Source organism: Thalassospira sp. B30-1 (assembly GCF_015767575.1).
Taxonomy (GTDB): Bacteria; Pseudomonadota; Alphaproteobacteria; order Rhodospirillales; family Thalassospiraceae; genus Thalassospira; species Thalassospira xiamenensis.
On the sequence record NZ_CP065232.1, the window covers coordinates 2,520,092 to 2,536,590 of the forward strand.

The window sequence follows — 16,499 nt, forward strand, 5'->3', positions numbered from 1 at the left end:
GGCCCGAACATCCCCCAAGAAACCATCAGAGATCGATAAATCAATGTTCAAAACCACAGGATCGGTTCAGACCGGGCAGGCCAGTAAATACCTGCAACAACTCTGCAAGCACTTTGCCCACAAGGTAGAAGTCGATTTCACGCCCCATGAGGCCCTTGTGAGCTTTCCGATGGGCCCATGCATCATTCTGGCCGATGACGTTACCCTGCGCTTTCAGGGACAGTCTGAGAAAGCCGAGGGGATTGAAGCCATGAAGGGAGTTATTGTCTCGCATCTCGATAAATTCGCATGGCGCGAGCAGATCGAATATGTCTGGGAAGACAGTTCGGATTAAACCTGCCCGCCCCGTAAAACAAAGAAGCCAGCCTTTCGGAGCTGGCCTCTTTGTCTAGCGCAAGTCGTAGATCACAGGGATCGTCAGGTTCATCTCTGTGCGCGCCATATCTTCGGGGAATGGCGGGAAACGTTTAACCCGCTCGATCATATCCTGGGTCGCACGATCAAGAATAGACGAACCACTCGGGCTGGTCATTTCAAAGAAGGAAACAGTACCGTCACGCTGGATGACCAGCCGGACCATGTTCTGCCCCTCTATACCGCGGCGTTTGGCACGATCCGGATATTCGCGATAACGCATCAACATCTGAACCACAGCTGCTTGATAGTCGGTAAAGGCCGCACTGCTCATTGCCGCACCTCCGCCACTTCCCGATGCGGAACTTGCGGCCTGGCTTTGGGTTGCTTCGCCGACCGTGCCTTCTGATTTTACTGAATCGACGGGGCCGCCGGATGGTTGCACGACCGGTTCGGCTTCAGACTTTTCAACAGGTTTGGGGGCCTTTGCCGGTTCCGGTGTTGCTTTGGGGGGCTCCGGCTTTCTGCGGACCGGCATGACATCGGCCAAAAGCGGACTGATTTCCGGTTCCGGCTCTGGTTCCGGTTCAACCGCTTCCTCAACCACCGGCTCAGGAACAGGTTCCGGCTCAACGATCGGTTCGGGATCGGGTTCAGGCACGGTTTCAACAGCCGGTTCAGGATCGGGTTCGGGTTCCGGCTCAACAACCGGCTCGGGGACCGGTTCTGGTTGGGGTTCGACTTCCTCGACGGGTTTTTCACCCTGCTTACTGTCTTCAGAATCAGCACTTTCTTCGGGTGTTTCGGCCTCGCCCTGGGTCGCCTGACCGCTGCCCAGCGAGATGCTGATACTTTGAACGGCCCCTGCCCCGCCCCAACCGGCAGGTTGCGGTTCAGGCATGGCAAGAACGATCCCACCGACAAGAACAATACCGGTCAGCCCGGTCGCAATCAGGAAATCAATGCGTTTCGACATATTCTATCCGTCTTGGTCCTGATCTGCTTGCATCGCGGTCATCAGTTGCACCTTTTCGACGCCCAGTTCCTGCAACCGTTTCAAAAGGGCAACAACGCTGGCACCTTCTGTGGTGCGGTCAGCACGAATTTCGACTGGACGACCGGCATAATCAGCCGGTAGCAACCCCGCAAGATTCGCAAGGTCTCCCTGCCGGTCTTCAATCCCGATTTCGGCATTTTTGCCAAACCAAAGGACAATCGTGTCTTCTGGCTGGCCTTCGGCCGTGCTGCTTGCGGGCGGATCCACGTCAAATGGCCCCAGCTTTTGCAGACTTCCGGCTATCATGAAGAAAATCAGCAGAAGAAAGACGATGTTGATCAATGGCAACATCGGTTCCTGAGCCGGGCTGTCATCGGTGATCTGGATGCGACGCTTCATTCGATCAGATCCACATCAGTCACACCGCCACGTCCCAGCGCATCCATCACAACAATAAGATGCTGCAAATCGGCACCATTGACGGGCCGCAGATGAACACTGGCACCGGCATGGTTACGCAAAATAGTCACGGCAAGATTGGAAACAGCGACGGCTTCACCATTCAGCGACAAACCACCATTGGCATCGACATTGACCGTTACCGGGCGAATATCGCTGCTGGCCCGTGCCTGACCGTCCGTAACAGTCACCGACATTTCAAACCCCTTCCAGTCAAGAAAACTGGAAGCCAGCATGAAAAAGATCAGCAGGATGAAGACAACATCAATCAGCGGCGTCAGGCCGATCATCGGCGAAGCACCACGACTTCGATCACGCAATTGCATAAGGCGTATTCCGACCTTGTTCGGGCTTATTCCGCAGCCTGGCGCAGTTCAGCGATGTTTGACGCGCGAAGCGCACCCTTCCGAGCCAACTCACCACGATTGATCACCATGGTGCAGACATCTTCCATCACGGCCGCAGCACGCGCGATAACGCCCTGCATCCACATATGGAACGCGGTTGCCGGGATCGCGACGACAAGGCCGATTGCCGTCGTCAGAAGTGCTAGCCAGATACCGCCCGAAAGGACAGAAGGATCAATACGGCTTCCGGCACCTTCCATCTTCTGGAAAGCTTCAATCATGCCCATAACGGTTCCAAGCAACCCCAAAAGTGGGCTCAAGACCGCAATTGCCGACATAATCCGCAAACCGCTGTTCAGGCCATCGATTTCCTTGCGTGCATGGGAAGCAATGATATCGGACGCCGCTTCACGGTTTTCCGGGTTGGCAACGGACAAGGTCATGCCAAACAGACCGATGCGAGCAGCCGGATGACGGCGGCGCGACAGAATCTGCGCGACCTGCTTATCATCACCATTGGAAAGATGACGTTCGACATCCTTGGCAAAACCATCCGCGAAAATTCCACGCCGGATAAAGCCGACCAGCTTGTAGAAGAATATCAGCATCCCAACCAATGCGAGCGCGGCCAGAACCCAACCGACAACACCGGCACGATCCACAAGATCAAAAACCGGCAAGCCACTGATGGCATCCGGAACGATTGTGCTTTCGGTGATGGCAGCTGCGTCATCCGCCATCGGCAAGCCGGTTTGCGGATCAAGGGTTACCGCCCCACCTTCTGTTTGCGTGATCGCACCGTTGGCGGCATCCGTGGTTACACCGTCAAGGCCAAGCGGAGTCTGCGCATCTGGCGATGCGGACATCGGATTTACGGGTTCAGGCATGTAACTCTTCCGATCCAAAATTCGATCAGCACCGGACGTCCTGCTCCGGTGCATTTGAAACTGATTTGCATTACTTACAAGAAATCACATTGCGATGCAATCGCAACAGCGAAAAGACGAGCATTTTTCGTGCATGGCCGCATTGCATCGCACGTAAAACAGCGCCCGTCGCAGGCGCTCAAACCGGATGGAATCGGTTTTTGAAAACAGAAAAGACCACGGAAAAGCAAAACCCCCGGAACATCTGGGTTCCGGGGGTTTTGAAATGGTGAGCCCGACAGGATTCGAACCTGTGGCCAACTGATTAAAAGTCAGTTGCTCTACCAACTGAGCTACGGGCCCTCAACGTTGGTGAGCGGCCTTTTAATGTGCTGATCGCAAAGGGTCAACCCCCCTTTTTCGATCAAACTGCATGACAGCCATTCAAATGGTAAAAAATATCAAAAACAGGCCCGTTTCAAATCCGCCCCAAATTGACATTCGCATCGGCTGGAAAGCAGTATGACAGTGATCGCAATAAAATCATGAAAAAGAAAAAGCCCCCGAAACCGATTGGGTTTCAGGGGCTTATTGGTGAGCCCGACAGGATTCGAACCTGTGGCCAACTGATTAAAAGTCAGTTGCTCTACCAACTGAGCTACGGGCCCTCAACGTTGGTGAAGCGCGTTTTAATGGGACTGGCGGCTGCGGTCAACACCTGTTTTCCATATTTTCCCGGTTTTTGCACTTTCAGCCCCCAAAACGCGAAAGCCGCCCTGATCAAGGACGGCTTTCGGTTGCATTATAGGCGTCAAAGCGCTTATTGCGCGTCAGCCGCGACCTGCATTTTTACAATATGGTCCGGGTCTGCAACCCGGCCATTGGCCCAAGGTGCCCCCTTTTTCAGGCCATCGACATATTCCATACCCGATACGACCTGCCCCCATATGGTATATTGTCCATCAAGATGCGGCGCATCGGCAAAGACGATGAAGAACTGCGAATCAGCGCTGTTCGGGTTGGACGAACGTGCCATCGAAACCGTACCGCGCACATGATTCTCGTTCGAAAACTCCGCCGGAAGTTTCTGGCCCGAACCACCGGTACCGTCCCCTTTGGGGTCACCGCCCTGCGCCATGAAGCCTTCGATCACACGATGGAAAGTCAGACCATCATAGAAACCTTCACGAGTCAGTTCCTTGATACGCTCGACATGCTTGGGCGCCAGATCCGGACGCAGCTTGATCACAACGCGACCTGCTTCAAGATCCAGATACAGGGTGTTTTCCAGATCCTGCGATGCATCGGCCGACTGGGCCTGAGCACCGCCGCCGATACCACCGTTCGACATGGTCACTATTCCTAATACGAGTACAAAAAGAGATGCGAGACGAATAAGACGCATGGGTGCGCTATTCCTTTTCTTCGGCCAGCTTTTCGTGCAGTCGCTTCAGCACGTTTGCCGGCACAAATTCGGTAACATTACCGCCCAGACGGGCGATTTCCTTCACAAAGCGCGAAGACACGAATTGCTGTTTGTCGGATGCCATCAGAAAGACCGTCTCTACCTTTGGGGCAAGACGGGCATTCATTCCGGCCATCTGGAATTCATATTCAAAGTCAGACACAGCCCTCAGACCACGAATAATGATGCTCGACCCGTTTTCCTGGGCAAACTGCATCAGAAGTGACCCGAACGGCTTTACTATGGTGCGGGCAGCAACTTCGCCGCCCGCAGCCTTAAGAGCCTCTTCGACCAGAGCGCAACGTTCTTCGACCCCAAACATCGGGCCCTTTCCCGCATTGACCGCAACGCCGACAATAAGCTTGTCGACGATGCGGGTCGCGCGACGAATAATGTCCATATGCCCCTGGGTTACCGGATCAAAAGTGCCCGGATAAATCCCGATACGCGAGGCGTTTGAAGACTGTTCGTTCATTGATCTTCCGTTTTATTCGTCGGTGTCGTCTGAACCGGTTTCCACTGCCTCGCTGCTATCCTCGGCAACGGTCGGTGCATCTTCGCCTGATGTGATTTCGGTGCCTTCTACACCTTCGTCGCCTTCAAGCTCTTCTTCACCATTGTCACCCAGATTGGACAGACGTTCGACAGCAACAACCTGTTCGTCTTCGGCCGTACGGAACAGGGTAACACCCTGTGTCTTACGCCCGGCAATGCGGATATCGTGTGTCGGCATACGAATGACCTTGCCACCATTGGTGACCATCATCAGTTCGTCGCCTTCCTCAATCACGAAGGATGCCGCGACATTGCCATTGCGTTCCGACATCTCGATATTGGCAAAGCCCTGCCCGCCACGACCGGTTACGCGGTATTCATAGGCAGACGTACGTTTGCCATAACCATTTTCTGTAACCGAAAGGATCAGCTGATCGCCTGCCAACAGTTCGTCGTAACGTTCCTGAGAAAGGATTTCCAACGGCAGACTATCATCGGCCGAGATTTCCTCGCGACGCAGCTTGCTTGCGATCGACAGATACTCGTCACGTTCTTCCATAGAGGCATGATTGCCAAACAGGACGGACATCGCAATGACCGCATCCTCGTCAGCCAGACGAATACCGCGTACACCGACCGAGTTACGGCCAGTAAAGACACGAACATCTGCAACACGGAAACGAATGCATTTACCCAGACGGGTCGTCAGCAGAATATCGTCATCGTCCGAGCAGGTCTGAACCGCAATCAGCTTGTCACCACGATCTTCTTCAAGCTTCATGGCGATCTTGCCGTTTGATTTCACATTCACGAAATCGGCAAGGCTGTTACGGCGGACGTTACCCGTCGAAGTCGCAAACATCACGTGCAGGTTCGGCCATTCTTCCTCGTCGGGAAGCGGCAGAACCGTTGTGATATATTCGCCTTCTGAGAGCGGCAGCAGGTTCACAAGCGCCTTGCCACGCGATTGCGGCGTGCCCAGCGGCAGGCGCCAGACTTTCATCTTGTAGACCATCCCCTCGGAACTGAAGAACAGAACCGGGGTGTGGGTGTTGGCGACGAACAGTTTGGATACGAAATCCTCTTCGCGCGTTGCCATGCCCGAACGGCCTTTGCCGCCACGACGCTGTGCGCGATAGGTCGACAGCGGAACACGCTGGATATACCCGGTGTGCGATACGGTCACGACCATATCTTCACGGGCAATCAGGTCTTCGATGTCATGTTCGAATTCGGCTTCAAGGATTTCACTGCGACGTTCATTGGCGAACTCGTTCCGCATTTCCGTCAGCTCATCCTTCAGGATGATCATCTTGCGTTCGCGTGAACCAAGGATATCAAGGAAATCTTTGATCTTCTCGCCCAATTCGGTCAATTCGGACGCGATTTTATCGCGTTCCAGACCGGTCAGGCGATGCAGACGCAGTTCAAGGATTGCGCGCGCCTGCGCTTCGGACAGGCGATAATTGCCATCGTCCGAACCAACCTGGTTCGGGTCGGCGATCAGCTCGATCAACGGAACAATATCGCCCGCCGGCCAGCTACGTTCCATCAGTTGTTCACGTGCAATCTGCGGGTCTGCCGCAGCACGGATCAAGCGGATGACTTCGTCGATATTGGCCACCGCAATGCCAAGGCCGACTACCAGATGGGCGCGCTCACGTGCCTTTTTCAGCAGGTGAATGGTCCGGCGCGTAATGACTTCTTCGCGGAATTCGACAAAGGCCTGAATGATTTCTTTCAGGTTCATCAATTCCGGCTTGCCACGATTAAGCGCCAGCATATTGACGCCAAACGAAGTCTGAAGCGCGGTAAAGCGGAACAACTGGTTCAGAACGACATCGGCAACCGCATCACGTTTGATTTCGATCACCATGCGAACGCCCGAACGGTCGGACTCGTCACGCAGATCAGAAATACCTTCGATCTTCTTGTCACGGACCAGTTCGGCGATCTTTTCCATCAGGGTTGCCTTGTTCACCTGGAAGGGAACTTCGGTAACAATGATGGCTTCACGGTTGGCACGGATTTCCTCGACATGGGTACGTGCGCGCATGACGACAGAACCGCGACCGGTTTTAAAGGCCGAATGAATGCCCGAACGGCCCAGAATCAATGCACCGGTCGGAAAATCCGGACCATGCACGAATTCCATCAGGCCTTCGACGGTAATGGCCGGATTATCGACATAGGCCATGCAGCCATCGATAACTTCGCCAAGGTTATGCGGCGGAATATTGGTGGCCATACCAACAGCAATACCACCTGCACCATTGACCAGCATGTTCGGAAAACGTGCTGGCAGAACCGATGGCTCCTTGGTGGTTTCGTCGTAGTTATCCCGGAAATCGATGGTTTCCTTATCGATATCATCGAGCAGATAATGGGCTGACTTAGCCATGCGGGCTTCGGTGTAACGCATGGCGGCGGCCTTGTCGCCGTCCATCGAGCCGAAGTTGCCCTGCCCGTCAATCAGTGGCAGGCGCATGGAGAATCCCTGCGCCATACGAACCATCGCGTCGTAAATCGCGCTGTCGCCATGCGGGTGGTATTTACCCATAACATCCCCGACCACGCGGGCCGATTTACGGAATGGTTTGTTCCATTCAAAGCCGTTTTCATGCATTGCATAAAGGATGCGTCGATGCACGGGCTTCAAACCGTCGCGGACGTCGGGCAGCGCACGGCTGACGATCACGCTCATCGCGTAATCGAGGTAGCTGCGGCGCATTTCTTGTTCGATGGATACCGGGATAATATCGCGGCTATCTGGATTGGTCTCTTTGGTGGACAAAAGCCGTGACCTCTTAAACGCTTGATCAGAAATGCTTCAATCGGCGTGACATATGGACATATGCCTGACCAGTGAGCCGGAAAGTATCAGGTTTGTCCGGCACAAACAATATTGACAAATCTGCCTGTCCCGGCATTCGGCACAAACGGCGGAAATAATCGTAATTTACGCAAAAATGCCCACCACGAAGAGCTATTTTTTGGTCCCGGGTGCGGTCATGATCGGTGTTACCGGGTCACATTCCATTTCGGCAACATCACCAGCCCTGACAGGCTTTCGTCCGAAACGCAGCTGGGAAACGGCAATCCCGGCCAAAATAACGCCAAGCGCAATCACGCTGGTCGGTTTGGGAACTTCGTGCAGAACAAGAAAACCGATCATCACACCGACTGCTGGCACAAGGTAATTGTTAAACACCACAAAGCTCGCTCCGGCGCGCGCAATCAGATACAGGATCAGGAACATGGCAATGCCAGTCGGAAAAATCCCCAGATACAATATCGAAAGCGCCCCTTCGACGTCCCACCCCATATTCCAGGGCCGATCAACAAACAGTGCAAAGGGTGCAAGCATCAGCGCGGCAAAAGTCAGGATCACCGCGGCTGATCCAACACGCGGCTGATCACGCAGATTGCGCGCCACCAGTGATGAAATCGCGTAGCACACGGCCGCGATCAAAACTGCCAACTGAAAAACAAGCTGCCCGCCAAGCCCGGTCAGGGTTTCCGGCCCCACCAGAACAATCACGCCAATGGTGCCAAGCACCACACCAAGCGCCTTCCCCGTCGAAAGTTTTTCATCATTCGTAACAAAATGCGCCAGCGCCACCGTTGTCAGCGGCACGACAGACATCAGAATTGCCGCTAGCCCGGCATCGATTTCCGTTTCGCCATAGCTGATCAGGAAAAAGGGCACAGAATTCCCCAACAACGCAACAAAGAAGGTCGACCACCACGCGCGCCGTCCCTTGGGAAGGTCACTTTTGCGAATAAAGGCAAAGGCCCATAGCACCAGTGCGGCGACAGCCAATCGCCCGGCTGCGACCACCAGCGGCGAATAGGCATGCACACCAATCTTGATGAAGGTGAATGAACTGCCCCACATCAGCGCCAGTAAAAACAGCAACGCAAATTCACGAATTCCCGGACGTGTCATCTTCCCAGCCTATTCTTGCCACAGTTATTGGGCTTTATCGGATTTCGAAAGCCAGATGACAGCGTTAGAGCCAGAAAACACGAGAATCAAGAAAATAGCTGAAAATCAGCCACCGCAGGATGTGGTCCGTTATCAGCAGCGCCCCAGCACAAGAAACACCTTATCTAGCGTCAAATCGCCCGTCTGACTTTGACGCAGCACAACGCGGCTACAGCGAAAAGATGAAAAAAGACAATGGATACAACTTAATTGTTGCGAATGATTTTCAATCGCTTTATCTTGGGCGCAACAATATGAATGGGATGCGAGCAATGAAATATGTGGATCAGGAACTGACCATCGACGAAATGCTGGCCGATCCGATCGTCCAGACATTAATGCGCTATGATGGCGTCTCGGCCAGTGACGTCCGTCACACGATTGATCAGGTTTTGCAAAATCGCCTGCCATCACCCCCTGTTCGCGCCCGAAGCAGCCGCGCGCCCCACCATAACTGGCGCATGACAGCGGCGTAAACAACGCGACCTCAGGGATGGCTATCGTTCAATGACCAGTCATAATGATAGAAGCTGATGGGCAGGTCCTCGCCGTGAACGCTCAGCCATGTTGCAAGCTCCAATCCGGCATAACGCGCCAGATGATCGGAAAATGCCGCATCGCTTTTGCCAAAATCGGACCGATACCAGTCAAAAATCGAAGACAGTTCGATCTCTGATCCGTCTTCGGCCAATCTCACCGCCCGTTCATCCTGAATGAAAGCAAGAGCCGCCTTATCAAGCTGCTCTTCGAGCCGGGTTCCGTCATAGGCCGTCGCTGCCAGTGCAGGACAACCAATTGACGCACAATTAAGGGCATAGTGAATACGCGCATCCTGCCAGATGGGCCGCAGGATACGATGTTCGATATCGTTCAGGCTCAAAGACCTGCCTTCGACGGTCAAAAGTTTTTTGTCCCAAGGGCCTGACGAAAATAATCCAAGCGAAAAAAGCCCCGGTGAAATGTCAATATCCCGAATGCTGTCAACCGGGTAATGATCCATGACCACCGCAACAGTCTGCGCATTGTAAAGATTGATCCAGAAGGCCATTTGCTGATCGCGGTTATATGCGTCAATTTTAACCGCCTGCATGGCATTAAGATAATCCGAGAGATGCGTAAGGCTTGAAGATTTGGCACCGGCATAATCAAATGCCGTGACGCCAGACGAAACCACCACCAGATGATGGTCAAGGATCGTCTGCCAGACAGAATGATCAATGATGGCGTCGTTCGAATCATCATGCGCCTGCCAATCGGGCCATAGATCAGCATCAGGTGCGGCAATTGCAGGTACCGACACTATCACCCAAAGCGTGATCAAAACAGGCATAAGCAGGTGTTTCAAACGGCTATTTCCCCTACACCATATCGACTGCGTTCCTGCATTCTATGATCGATCAGCAATTCAAGATCACATCAAACTGCCGTGATTGCAGTGATGCCAATCATATACACTTAACCATAAGTTGATATATAATACTCCCATGACACAGGATGGTGCAATTCAGCTTATTCCGGGCAGTGGTGGGCAACTTGGGCAAGTCATTGCCACCCGTGCCCTTCCCGGTGCCGGGCAACAATCTGCAGGATCAGGTTCTGCTGAGGGGGGCTCTGTTGCAACACCTTTAAGGCCCGCTGCCGTGTCAATCCGACCGATTGGCAATGCGAGCACCACAACACCGCTATCAGATCCGGCGCCAAACGCCCCCTCCACACCGGTTAACAGTGCGGCATCAATTGTTACCATTATTCAACAACTTGACCCTCGCGCCCTGCCCGGTGCGTCCGTACCCGACATCCGGGGCAGCACCGCGCAACAACGCGAAGTACGCGAAACAACACCGGAAAGTGCACGCCTGCCAACAAGCAATCCCGCCCTTTTGACGGACCGGGAACGCGACATTGTTCGGGAATTGCAGGCGCGTGACGCCAACGTCAGGACCGAGGAAGAAAGCCATCAGACCCTTGCTGGTGCGAATGCAGGTATGATCAGTTACAGCTATACCGCCGGTCCCGACGGGCGGCTTTATGCCACGGGCGGCAAGGTCAGCATCCATCCGCTTCAGGGCCTTGACGGGATTGTAGCGATTGCCAATCAGGCCGCCATATCGCGGGCCGCCTCTATGCCCGGCACATCATCGGCCGATTTCAATGTTGCAAAGGGTGCGTCACGCAACATCAGTGCGATGATCGCAACACAGGCGATTGCGGCAGCCGAAAGCTATCGCATGTCTCTCGGACTGGGCAGCGCCACCAATCATTTGGATATCAGCGGCTGAATTCGCACGCAAACCGGTCGGCATCGGATTAAATCAAGTCTGGGTCTCGACCGCGGTCTTATCGATAACCGACCAGACATCAAAAATTTTTCCATCCCGGGATTCGTAAAAAACGTTCTCCGAAAACGAAATTCTTTTCCCGTTCACGTTAACACCAAGGAATTTTCCTTGGGGAGAACAGTGGAAGTCAAGGCGACTGCCAACACGCTTTTCATCAGACACCAAGAATTTGATATTGAACCGAAGATCCGGGATCTCTCGGAAATCGCGCTCAAGCATTGCCCGATACCCGGACAACCCGACATACTCGCCGTTGTACTGCACATCATCGTCAACAAATGTGCCAAGATTGTCCCAATCCTGACGGTTCAGACAATCAATGTATCTGCGGTAAATCTCAGCAAGATCAGGAATGCTCACACGCGTTCTCCCGTTGGCTATTTGTCATGGGGTCGTATCCCGAGAAGCCATACAGATACGACAACAAAGCCTATTCCTTACGCATAGTGCCAGTAAATCGGGAAGCCCGGATCAAACACCGTCACCGGACCGTCACCGGTATCAATCTTGGCCGGGAATGTTGCCGCCTCGCTGCGCTTTTCCAGCGTGATCTTGTCGGCATTCAGCGGCAAACCATAGAATTGCGGGCCATTGACGGATGCAAAGCCTTCAAGCTTGTCCAACGCCCCTTCTTCCTCGAACACATGTGCCAGAAGTTGGACAGTATTATTGGCGGTAAAGATACCGGCACAACCACACGCGCTTTCCTTGCGGTCATCGGTATGCGGGGCGGAGTCAGTACCCAGGAAGAAACGCACATCACCGCTGGTTGCTGCCTTGCGCAGTGCGAGGCGATGTTTTTCACGCTTCGCCACCGGCAGGCAGTAGAAATGCGGATGAATGCCTCCGACCAGAATGGCATTGCGGTTGATGATCAGGTGATGGGTCGTGATGGTCGCGCCAAGGTTCCTGTCATTGGCTTTGACATATTCGACACCGTCTTCGGTGGTGATATGCTCCATGATCACACGCAATTCCGGCAAACGCTTACGCAGCGGATCAAGAACGCGGTCGATGAACACGGCCTCGCGGTCGAAAATATCAATCTCAGGATCGGTGACTTCACCGTGCACGCAAAGCGGAATACCAAGACTTGCCATGCGCTCCAGCACCGGCATCGCCTTGTCGAAATCGCGCACACCACTTGCCGAATTGGTCGTTGCCCCGGCCGGATACAGCTTCAGTGCGGTAATCACACCGGACTTGTAGCCTTCCTCGACATCGTCGGGGTTGGTGCCTTCGGTCAGGTAAAGCGTCATCAGCGGCGTAAAATCATGCCCCTGCGGGATGACTGCGTTAATCCGGTCACGATAGGCAATCGCATCCGCAGTCTTGACCACCGGCGGCACAAGGTTTGGCATAATGATCGCACGCGCAAAATGTTCGCTGGTTTCACCAATGACCCCTTCAAGCATCGCGCCATCGCGCAGATGCAAATGCCAGTCATCAGGACGGCGAAGAGTAATGCGATTTGTCGACATGTGGCGATCTCCTGGCAACCAATGAGCCCCATCCGGGATATTCAGAGGGCTACCACGTAGCAGATTGGCCTGAGATTGGGAATGTTAAACCGTTTTTTCAGAAAGACACGGCTCTGTAGCCCGATGCACCAACACCGCAGCAATCATCGATGACTTGAAAAGTTGGCGTTCACCCATTCAATATAAAGTTGATATGGATTATCCTTTCGTGATCAAAAATAGAACAACCTTTGGGACAAATACAATGCCCACGAATGAATCAAGCAATGACATCAACGAACCCGAATATGAAATCACGTTCGAGCCTGATTTTAACACTCGTTATTCCGTGAGCGGGTTTCGCTCACTTGTTGATTTTGAAATTGAGCTAACCCCCGGCATAAATGTTCTTGTAGGGCCGAACGGGTCTGGGAAAACAAATTTCATTGAGTTCCAAGATTTCATCAGCGATGTAACTACATTCGGCTGCTCGAAAGCAGTATTCTCCGCAGGAGGCATATCGCGTGTCTTTAGCCAAGAAACGACAAAGAGAAGTTCTTCAAAGCTTCAAGCTACAATTAGAGGAATTGCCGATATATCAGACAGTTTAGATGCTGAGGATACTAACCATAGATTTTTCCGCTATGAGTATCATATTGAAATTAGATACAGCAAAAAACACTCATCAATCTTTGTTCACAAAGAAAACTTAAGAATATTTAAGATGCACAATGCGGATGAATGGTGGCCATCTTATTCGCCAGTTGGAAATATTAGTGTAAGAAGACGATCTCCAGCTGATAATGGAGACTCTATTTGGGCTCTAGGCTCTCGGTTATTCACGCAGAACTACCGAAATCCATTTCACGTTCTAAGTAGATTTTACAGCATGAGGCAATCGCAGAGCCACAAGAGGCACCGCGACATACTGCAGTCAATTAGGGATCGCATCGAAAGCACTCCGATCATGTCTGACGAGAGCTTCCTGTCAGCCATTCACTCAATTCCAGCTCTGGACGCAATCAGAAAGTCAATTTCCAGAGGGCACTCGTTTAACGCTATTCCTGAAAAAACGCGGGAAGCAGATGACTTGGCATCTCGCCCGGGGATTTCCTTCGATGGGTCTGGGCTATCTGCGACACTCTATCACTTACAGCAACTGAAGAGACAAGATCACACATTGCGGCGGCGACCAAGAGGAGCGATTAATGTCGTTCGTGCGAACAAAGAGACACTAGACATGATTGTAGAGTGGACAAAACTTGTAATACCCGAGCTAGTAAGTATCAGCGTCACCCCAGACCCGCACTCTGGAAAATACCAAGGCTACCTAACAATCAACGAAAACGAACCAATTAAGTTTCCATTACAGAGCGCCAGTGACGGCACATTGAAATGGCTAGCACTGTGTTGCCTGATCCTAACCTACAATGGAGTGTTTTCTATTGAAGAACCCGAAAATTTTTTGCACCCAAAGATGCAGCAGTCTCTGATCAGCCTAATAAGGGAGACAATCGAGGATTCTTCACCGACGAAACACTTCACTCTATCCACTCACAGCGAATCACTTATAAACCAGTGCAAACCCAATGAGATAGTGACTTTCAAATACACATCCAAGGGAACCACATGCGCAAAGATAAAAAACCCAGCGCGCGTACAAGAAGAAATCAACAGAACTGGATTTGGTCTGGGGAATTATTATGCAAGCAATGCCATTTCCTAATATATTAGCGTTCGTTGAAGGCAACATGGAACGAATGTTTATCAATAACAACTTCCATTACGTCGAACTTATCACCGTAATGAATGGAGATAGCTGGTCTGAAGAGGCAATGTCAGAACAGATACTCACAAAATTCATTACAAAGGATGCAAATCCAGATCTGATTTGGATATGGCTTGATCGAGAAGATCAAAATCGGTGTGTCAAGACTTTAAAGGGTCTAATATGCAAAAAACTCGCGAGCCTCGGTGTTACCAAAGATAAAATTAAGTTCCTAATACCAGATAAAATGACCGAAAATTTGATCTTAGCAGACGAAGAAGCAATGAAAGAAGCCTTCGAAAACGAAGAGTACCGGTACGAAATGGAAGGCGAGAATGGAAAATCAATTCTTAAGCAACTCCACAAGAGAAATGGGGTCAACTACAAAGAAACCTTCCATGGCTTACAATTATTAAAAAAGATTCGGATTGCCAACTGCGCCAAAACTAGCCCCAGCGCAAAGGACTTCTTCGATGAGACCGACTTACCGTGTTGGTGGCTAGAAAATCAGATCTAAAAACGCGAAAAGGCCAGGCATTTCTGCCTGACCTTTTCACATGGGGCGAGTGATGGGACTTGAACCCACGGCCCCCAGAGCCACAATCTGGTGCTCTAACCACCTGAGCTACACCCGCCGTCGTGTGGCGCGGTTTTTATCGCCGGGAGCCCCGGACGTCAAGCGCATATTTTTACTTTTTTATCCTGTTTTCCCCGGAACTTCGCAAAGTCGCACAATCCGGGGGACTGCGGGTTTTAACATCGGGTATCTCATTTCATCCAATCCAACCGAACAGGCATCCCATCCGTTTGAACATCTTGCGTGATCACGCAAGTGGCCTAATTAAATCAATTCAATATCTTGAACACGCCCGCCATTCCGGGCGAAATTAACACGGCGCACCGGCCTGAACCGTCTTGTGCGCCATAAAGAGAAAACAATACGGAGTATCGGAATGAAGTGGGGCGTCATCAGCACGGCAAAGATCGGCACGGAAAAGGTCATTCCGGCCATGCAGGAAAGCGACAAGCTTGAAATCCTTGCCATTGCCGGACGTGATCTGGAAAAAACGCGTGAAACCGCCCAAAGTCTGCGCATTCCGCGCGCCTATGGCTCCTATGAGGAACTGCTGGCCGATCCGTCAATCGGAGCAATCTACAATCCCCTGCCCAACCACTTGCATGTCGAATGGACAATCAAGGCGCTGGAAGCCGGAAAACACGTGCTGTGCGAAAAGCCCATCGGTTTGGACACCGAAGACGCCAAACGCCTGATCGCGGCCCGCGATAAAAGCGGCAAACACGTGCTTGAGGCCTTTATGGTTCGTCATCATCCGCAATGGCAGGAAGCACGTCGGCTCGTCGAAAGCGGTCAGATCGGCACGATCAGCACGGTGCAAAGCATCTTTACCTATTTCAATGCCGATCCGAACAATGTGCGCAACAAAAAGGATATCGGCGGTGGCGGTTTACTTGATATCGGCTGCTACTGCATTGTCGGCCCACGCTATATCACGGGCAAGGAACCGGTGCGTGTGGTTTCCCTGATGGACAAGGATCCGAAATTCGGTACTGACCGTCTGGTTTCAGGCATACTCGATTTCGGAAGCGGCGTTCAGGCAAGCTTTGTTTGCGGCACACAGTCGGCCGCAGTGCAGCGTGTTCATATCCTTGGCACTGAAGGCCGGATTGAAATCATCATGCCATTCAACCCGTTGCCGGAAAATCCGGCGGTGATCAGGGTCGGCACGCAAAAACAACCGGGTTTTGACGAAGCACGCGAAATCAAATTCCCGATTGGCAACCACTATACCCTGCAAGGCGAGAACGCGACGGCAATATTTAAAGGCGAAAGCCCGGTCGACTACCCGATTGAAGACGGGATTGCCAACATGCAGATTCTGGATGCGTTGGCCCGTTCGGCCCGCACCGGGAGTTGGGAAATGGTCAATTCCTGATCACGG

The 16,499-nt window shown here is 52.4% G+C and carries 17 protein-coding genes and 3 tRNA genes; 6 read left to right on the forward strand and 14 right to left on the reverse strand.

The annotated features are described in order from the left end of the window. Positions 1-43: 43 nt before the first annotated feature. Entirely contained in the window at positions 44-334 is a 291-nt protein-coding gene (locus IT971_RS12190; RefSeq protein WP_063095386.1) for a DUF2218 domain-containing protein, read from the forward strand. A 54-nt stretch (positions 335-388) separates the two neighbouring features. Here IT971_RS12190 and IT971_RS12195 read toward each other — a convergent pair whose 3' ends face one another. From IT971_RS12195 to IT971_RS12240, 10 genes are all read right to left on the reverse strand, one after another. Next, on the reverse strand, positions 389-1,330 hold the full coding sequence (locus IT971_RS12195; protein ID WP_063095388.1) for an energy transducer TonB: 942 nt from the start codon (positions 1,328-1,330) through the stop codon (positions 389-391). Positions 1,331-1,333: 3 nt separating this feature from the next. Next, a complete protein-coding gene (locus IT971_RS12200) occupies positions 1,334-1,750 on the reverse strand; it encodes a biopolymer transporter ExbD (protein WP_063095392.1) in 417 nt (138 codons plus the stop codon). Then, positions 1,747-2,136, reverse strand: a complete 390-nt coding sequence (locus IT971_RS12205; RefSeq protein ID WP_063095394.1) for a biopolymer transporter ExbD — start codon at positions 2,134-2,136, stop codon at positions 1,747-1,749. The genes IT971_RS12200 and IT971_RS12205 overlap by 4 nt, the downstream gene beginning before the upstream one ends. A 26-nt stretch (positions 2,137-2,162) precedes the next feature. After that, on the reverse strand, positions 2,163-3,044 hold the full coding sequence (locus IT971_RS12210) for a MotA/TolQ/ExbB proton channel family protein (RefSeq protein ID WP_063095396.1): 882 nt from the start codon (positions 3,042-3,044) through the stop codon (positions 2,163-2,165). A 266-nt stretch (positions 3,045-3,310) separates the two neighbouring features. Continuing rightward, positions 3,311-3,386, reverse strand: a tRNA-Lys gene (locus tag IT971_RS12215). A 229-nt stretch (positions 3,387-3,615) separates the two neighbouring features. Beyond that, positions 3,616-3,691 (reverse strand) — tRNA-Lys (locus IT971_RS12220). 152 nt (positions 3,692-3,843) lie between these two features. Next, positions 3,844-4,374, reverse strand: coding sequence for a peptidylprolyl isomerase (locus IT971_RS12225; RefSeq protein ID WP_007091877.1), 531 nt, complete (start codon positions 4,372-4,374; stop codon positions 3,844-3,846). 61 nt (positions 4,375-4,435) lie between these two features. Then, the gene (gene coaD / locus IT971_RS12230) at positions 4,436-4,963 is read right to left on the reverse strand and encodes a pantetheine-phosphate adenylyltransferase (protein WP_007091878.1); all 528 of its coding nucleotides are present in this window, start codon (positions 4,961-4,963) and stop codon (positions 4,436-4,438) included. 12 nt (positions 4,964-4,975) lie between these two features. After that, entirely contained in the window at positions 4,976-7,777 is a 2,802-nt protein-coding gene (gene gyrA / locus IT971_RS12235) for a DNA gyrase subunit A (RefSeq protein ID WP_063095874.1), read from the reverse strand. 192 nt (positions 7,778-7,969) lie between these two features. After that, a complete protein-coding gene (locus IT971_RS12240) occupies positions 7,970-8,932 on the reverse strand; it encodes a DMT family transporter (RefSeq protein WP_063095872.1) in 963 nt (320 codons plus the stop codon). A gap of 119 nt (positions 8,933-9,051) precedes the next feature. Between IT971_RS12240 and IT971_RS12245 the strand changes: the two genes are divergently transcribed. Continuing rightward, positions 9,052-9,447, forward strand: a complete 396-nt coding sequence (locus IT971_RS12245) for a hypothetical protein (RefSeq protein WP_063095870.1) — start codon at positions 9,052-9,054, stop codon at positions 9,445-9,447. 11 nt (positions 9,448-9,458) lie between these two features. Here IT971_RS12245 and IT971_RS12250 read toward each other — a convergent pair whose 3' ends face one another. After that, entirely contained in the window at positions 9,459-10,316 is an 858-nt protein-coding gene (locus tag IT971_RS12250) for a DUF547 domain-containing protein (RefSeq protein ID WP_063095868.1), read from the reverse strand. A gap of 139 nt (positions 10,317-10,455) precedes the next feature. On the opposite strand from IT971_RS12250, the gene IT971_RS12255 reads away from it, so the two are divergent. Next, the gene (locus IT971_RS12255; protein WP_223305129.1) at positions 10,456-11,250 is read left to right on the forward strand and encodes a putative metalloprotease CJM1_0395 family protein; all 795 of its coding nucleotides are present in this window, start codon (positions 10,456-10,458) and stop codon (positions 11,248-11,250) included. A gap of 33 nt (positions 11,251-11,283) precedes the next feature. Here IT971_RS12255 and IT971_RS12260 read toward each other — a convergent pair whose 3' ends face one another. Together IT971_RS12260 and pyrC are read right to left on the reverse strand one after the other, a co-directional pair. Beyond that, on the reverse strand, positions 11,284-11,670 hold the full coding sequence (locus IT971_RS12260) for an ester cyclase (protein WP_063095864.1): 387 nt from the start codon (positions 11,668-11,670) through the stop codon (positions 11,284-11,286). A gap of 77 nt (positions 11,671-11,747) precedes the next feature. After that, entirely contained in the window at positions 11,748-12,791 is a 1,044-nt protein-coding gene (pyrC, locus tag IT971_RS12265; RefSeq protein ID WP_063095862.1) for a dihydroorotase, read from the reverse strand. Between the two features lie 244 nt (positions 12,792-13,035). Between pyrC and IT971_RS12270 the strand changes: the two genes are divergently transcribed. Both IT971_RS12270 and IT971_RS12275 read left to right on the forward strand, forming a co-directional pair. After that, positions 13,036-14,496, forward strand: a complete 1,461-nt coding sequence (locus tag IT971_RS12270; RefSeq protein ID WP_063095860.1) for an AAA family ATPase — start codon at positions 13,036-13,038, stop codon at positions 14,494-14,496. Beyond that, positions 14,474-15,055, forward strand: coding sequence for a DUF4276 family protein (locus IT971_RS12275; protein ID WP_063095858.1), 582 nt, complete (start codon positions 14,474-14,476; stop codon positions 15,053-15,055). The genes IT971_RS12270 and IT971_RS12275 overlap by 23 nt, the downstream gene beginning before the upstream one ends. 41 nt (positions 15,056-15,096) lie before the next feature. Here IT971_RS12275 and IT971_RS12280 read toward each other — a convergent pair. Beyond that, positions 15,097-15,173: transfer RNA gene (locus IT971_RS12280), tRNA-His, on the reverse strand. A 318-nt stretch (positions 15,174-15,491) separates the two neighbouring features. On the opposite strand from IT971_RS12280, the gene IT971_RS12285 reads away from it, so the two are divergent. Then, positions 15,492-16,493 (forward strand): Gfo/Idh/MocA family protein, encoded by a 1,002-nt coding sequence (locus tag IT971_RS12285; protein ID WP_063095856.1) that lies wholly within the window; start codon positions 15,492-15,494, stop codon positions 16,491-16,493. Positions 16,494-16,499 lie beyond the last annotated feature (6 nt).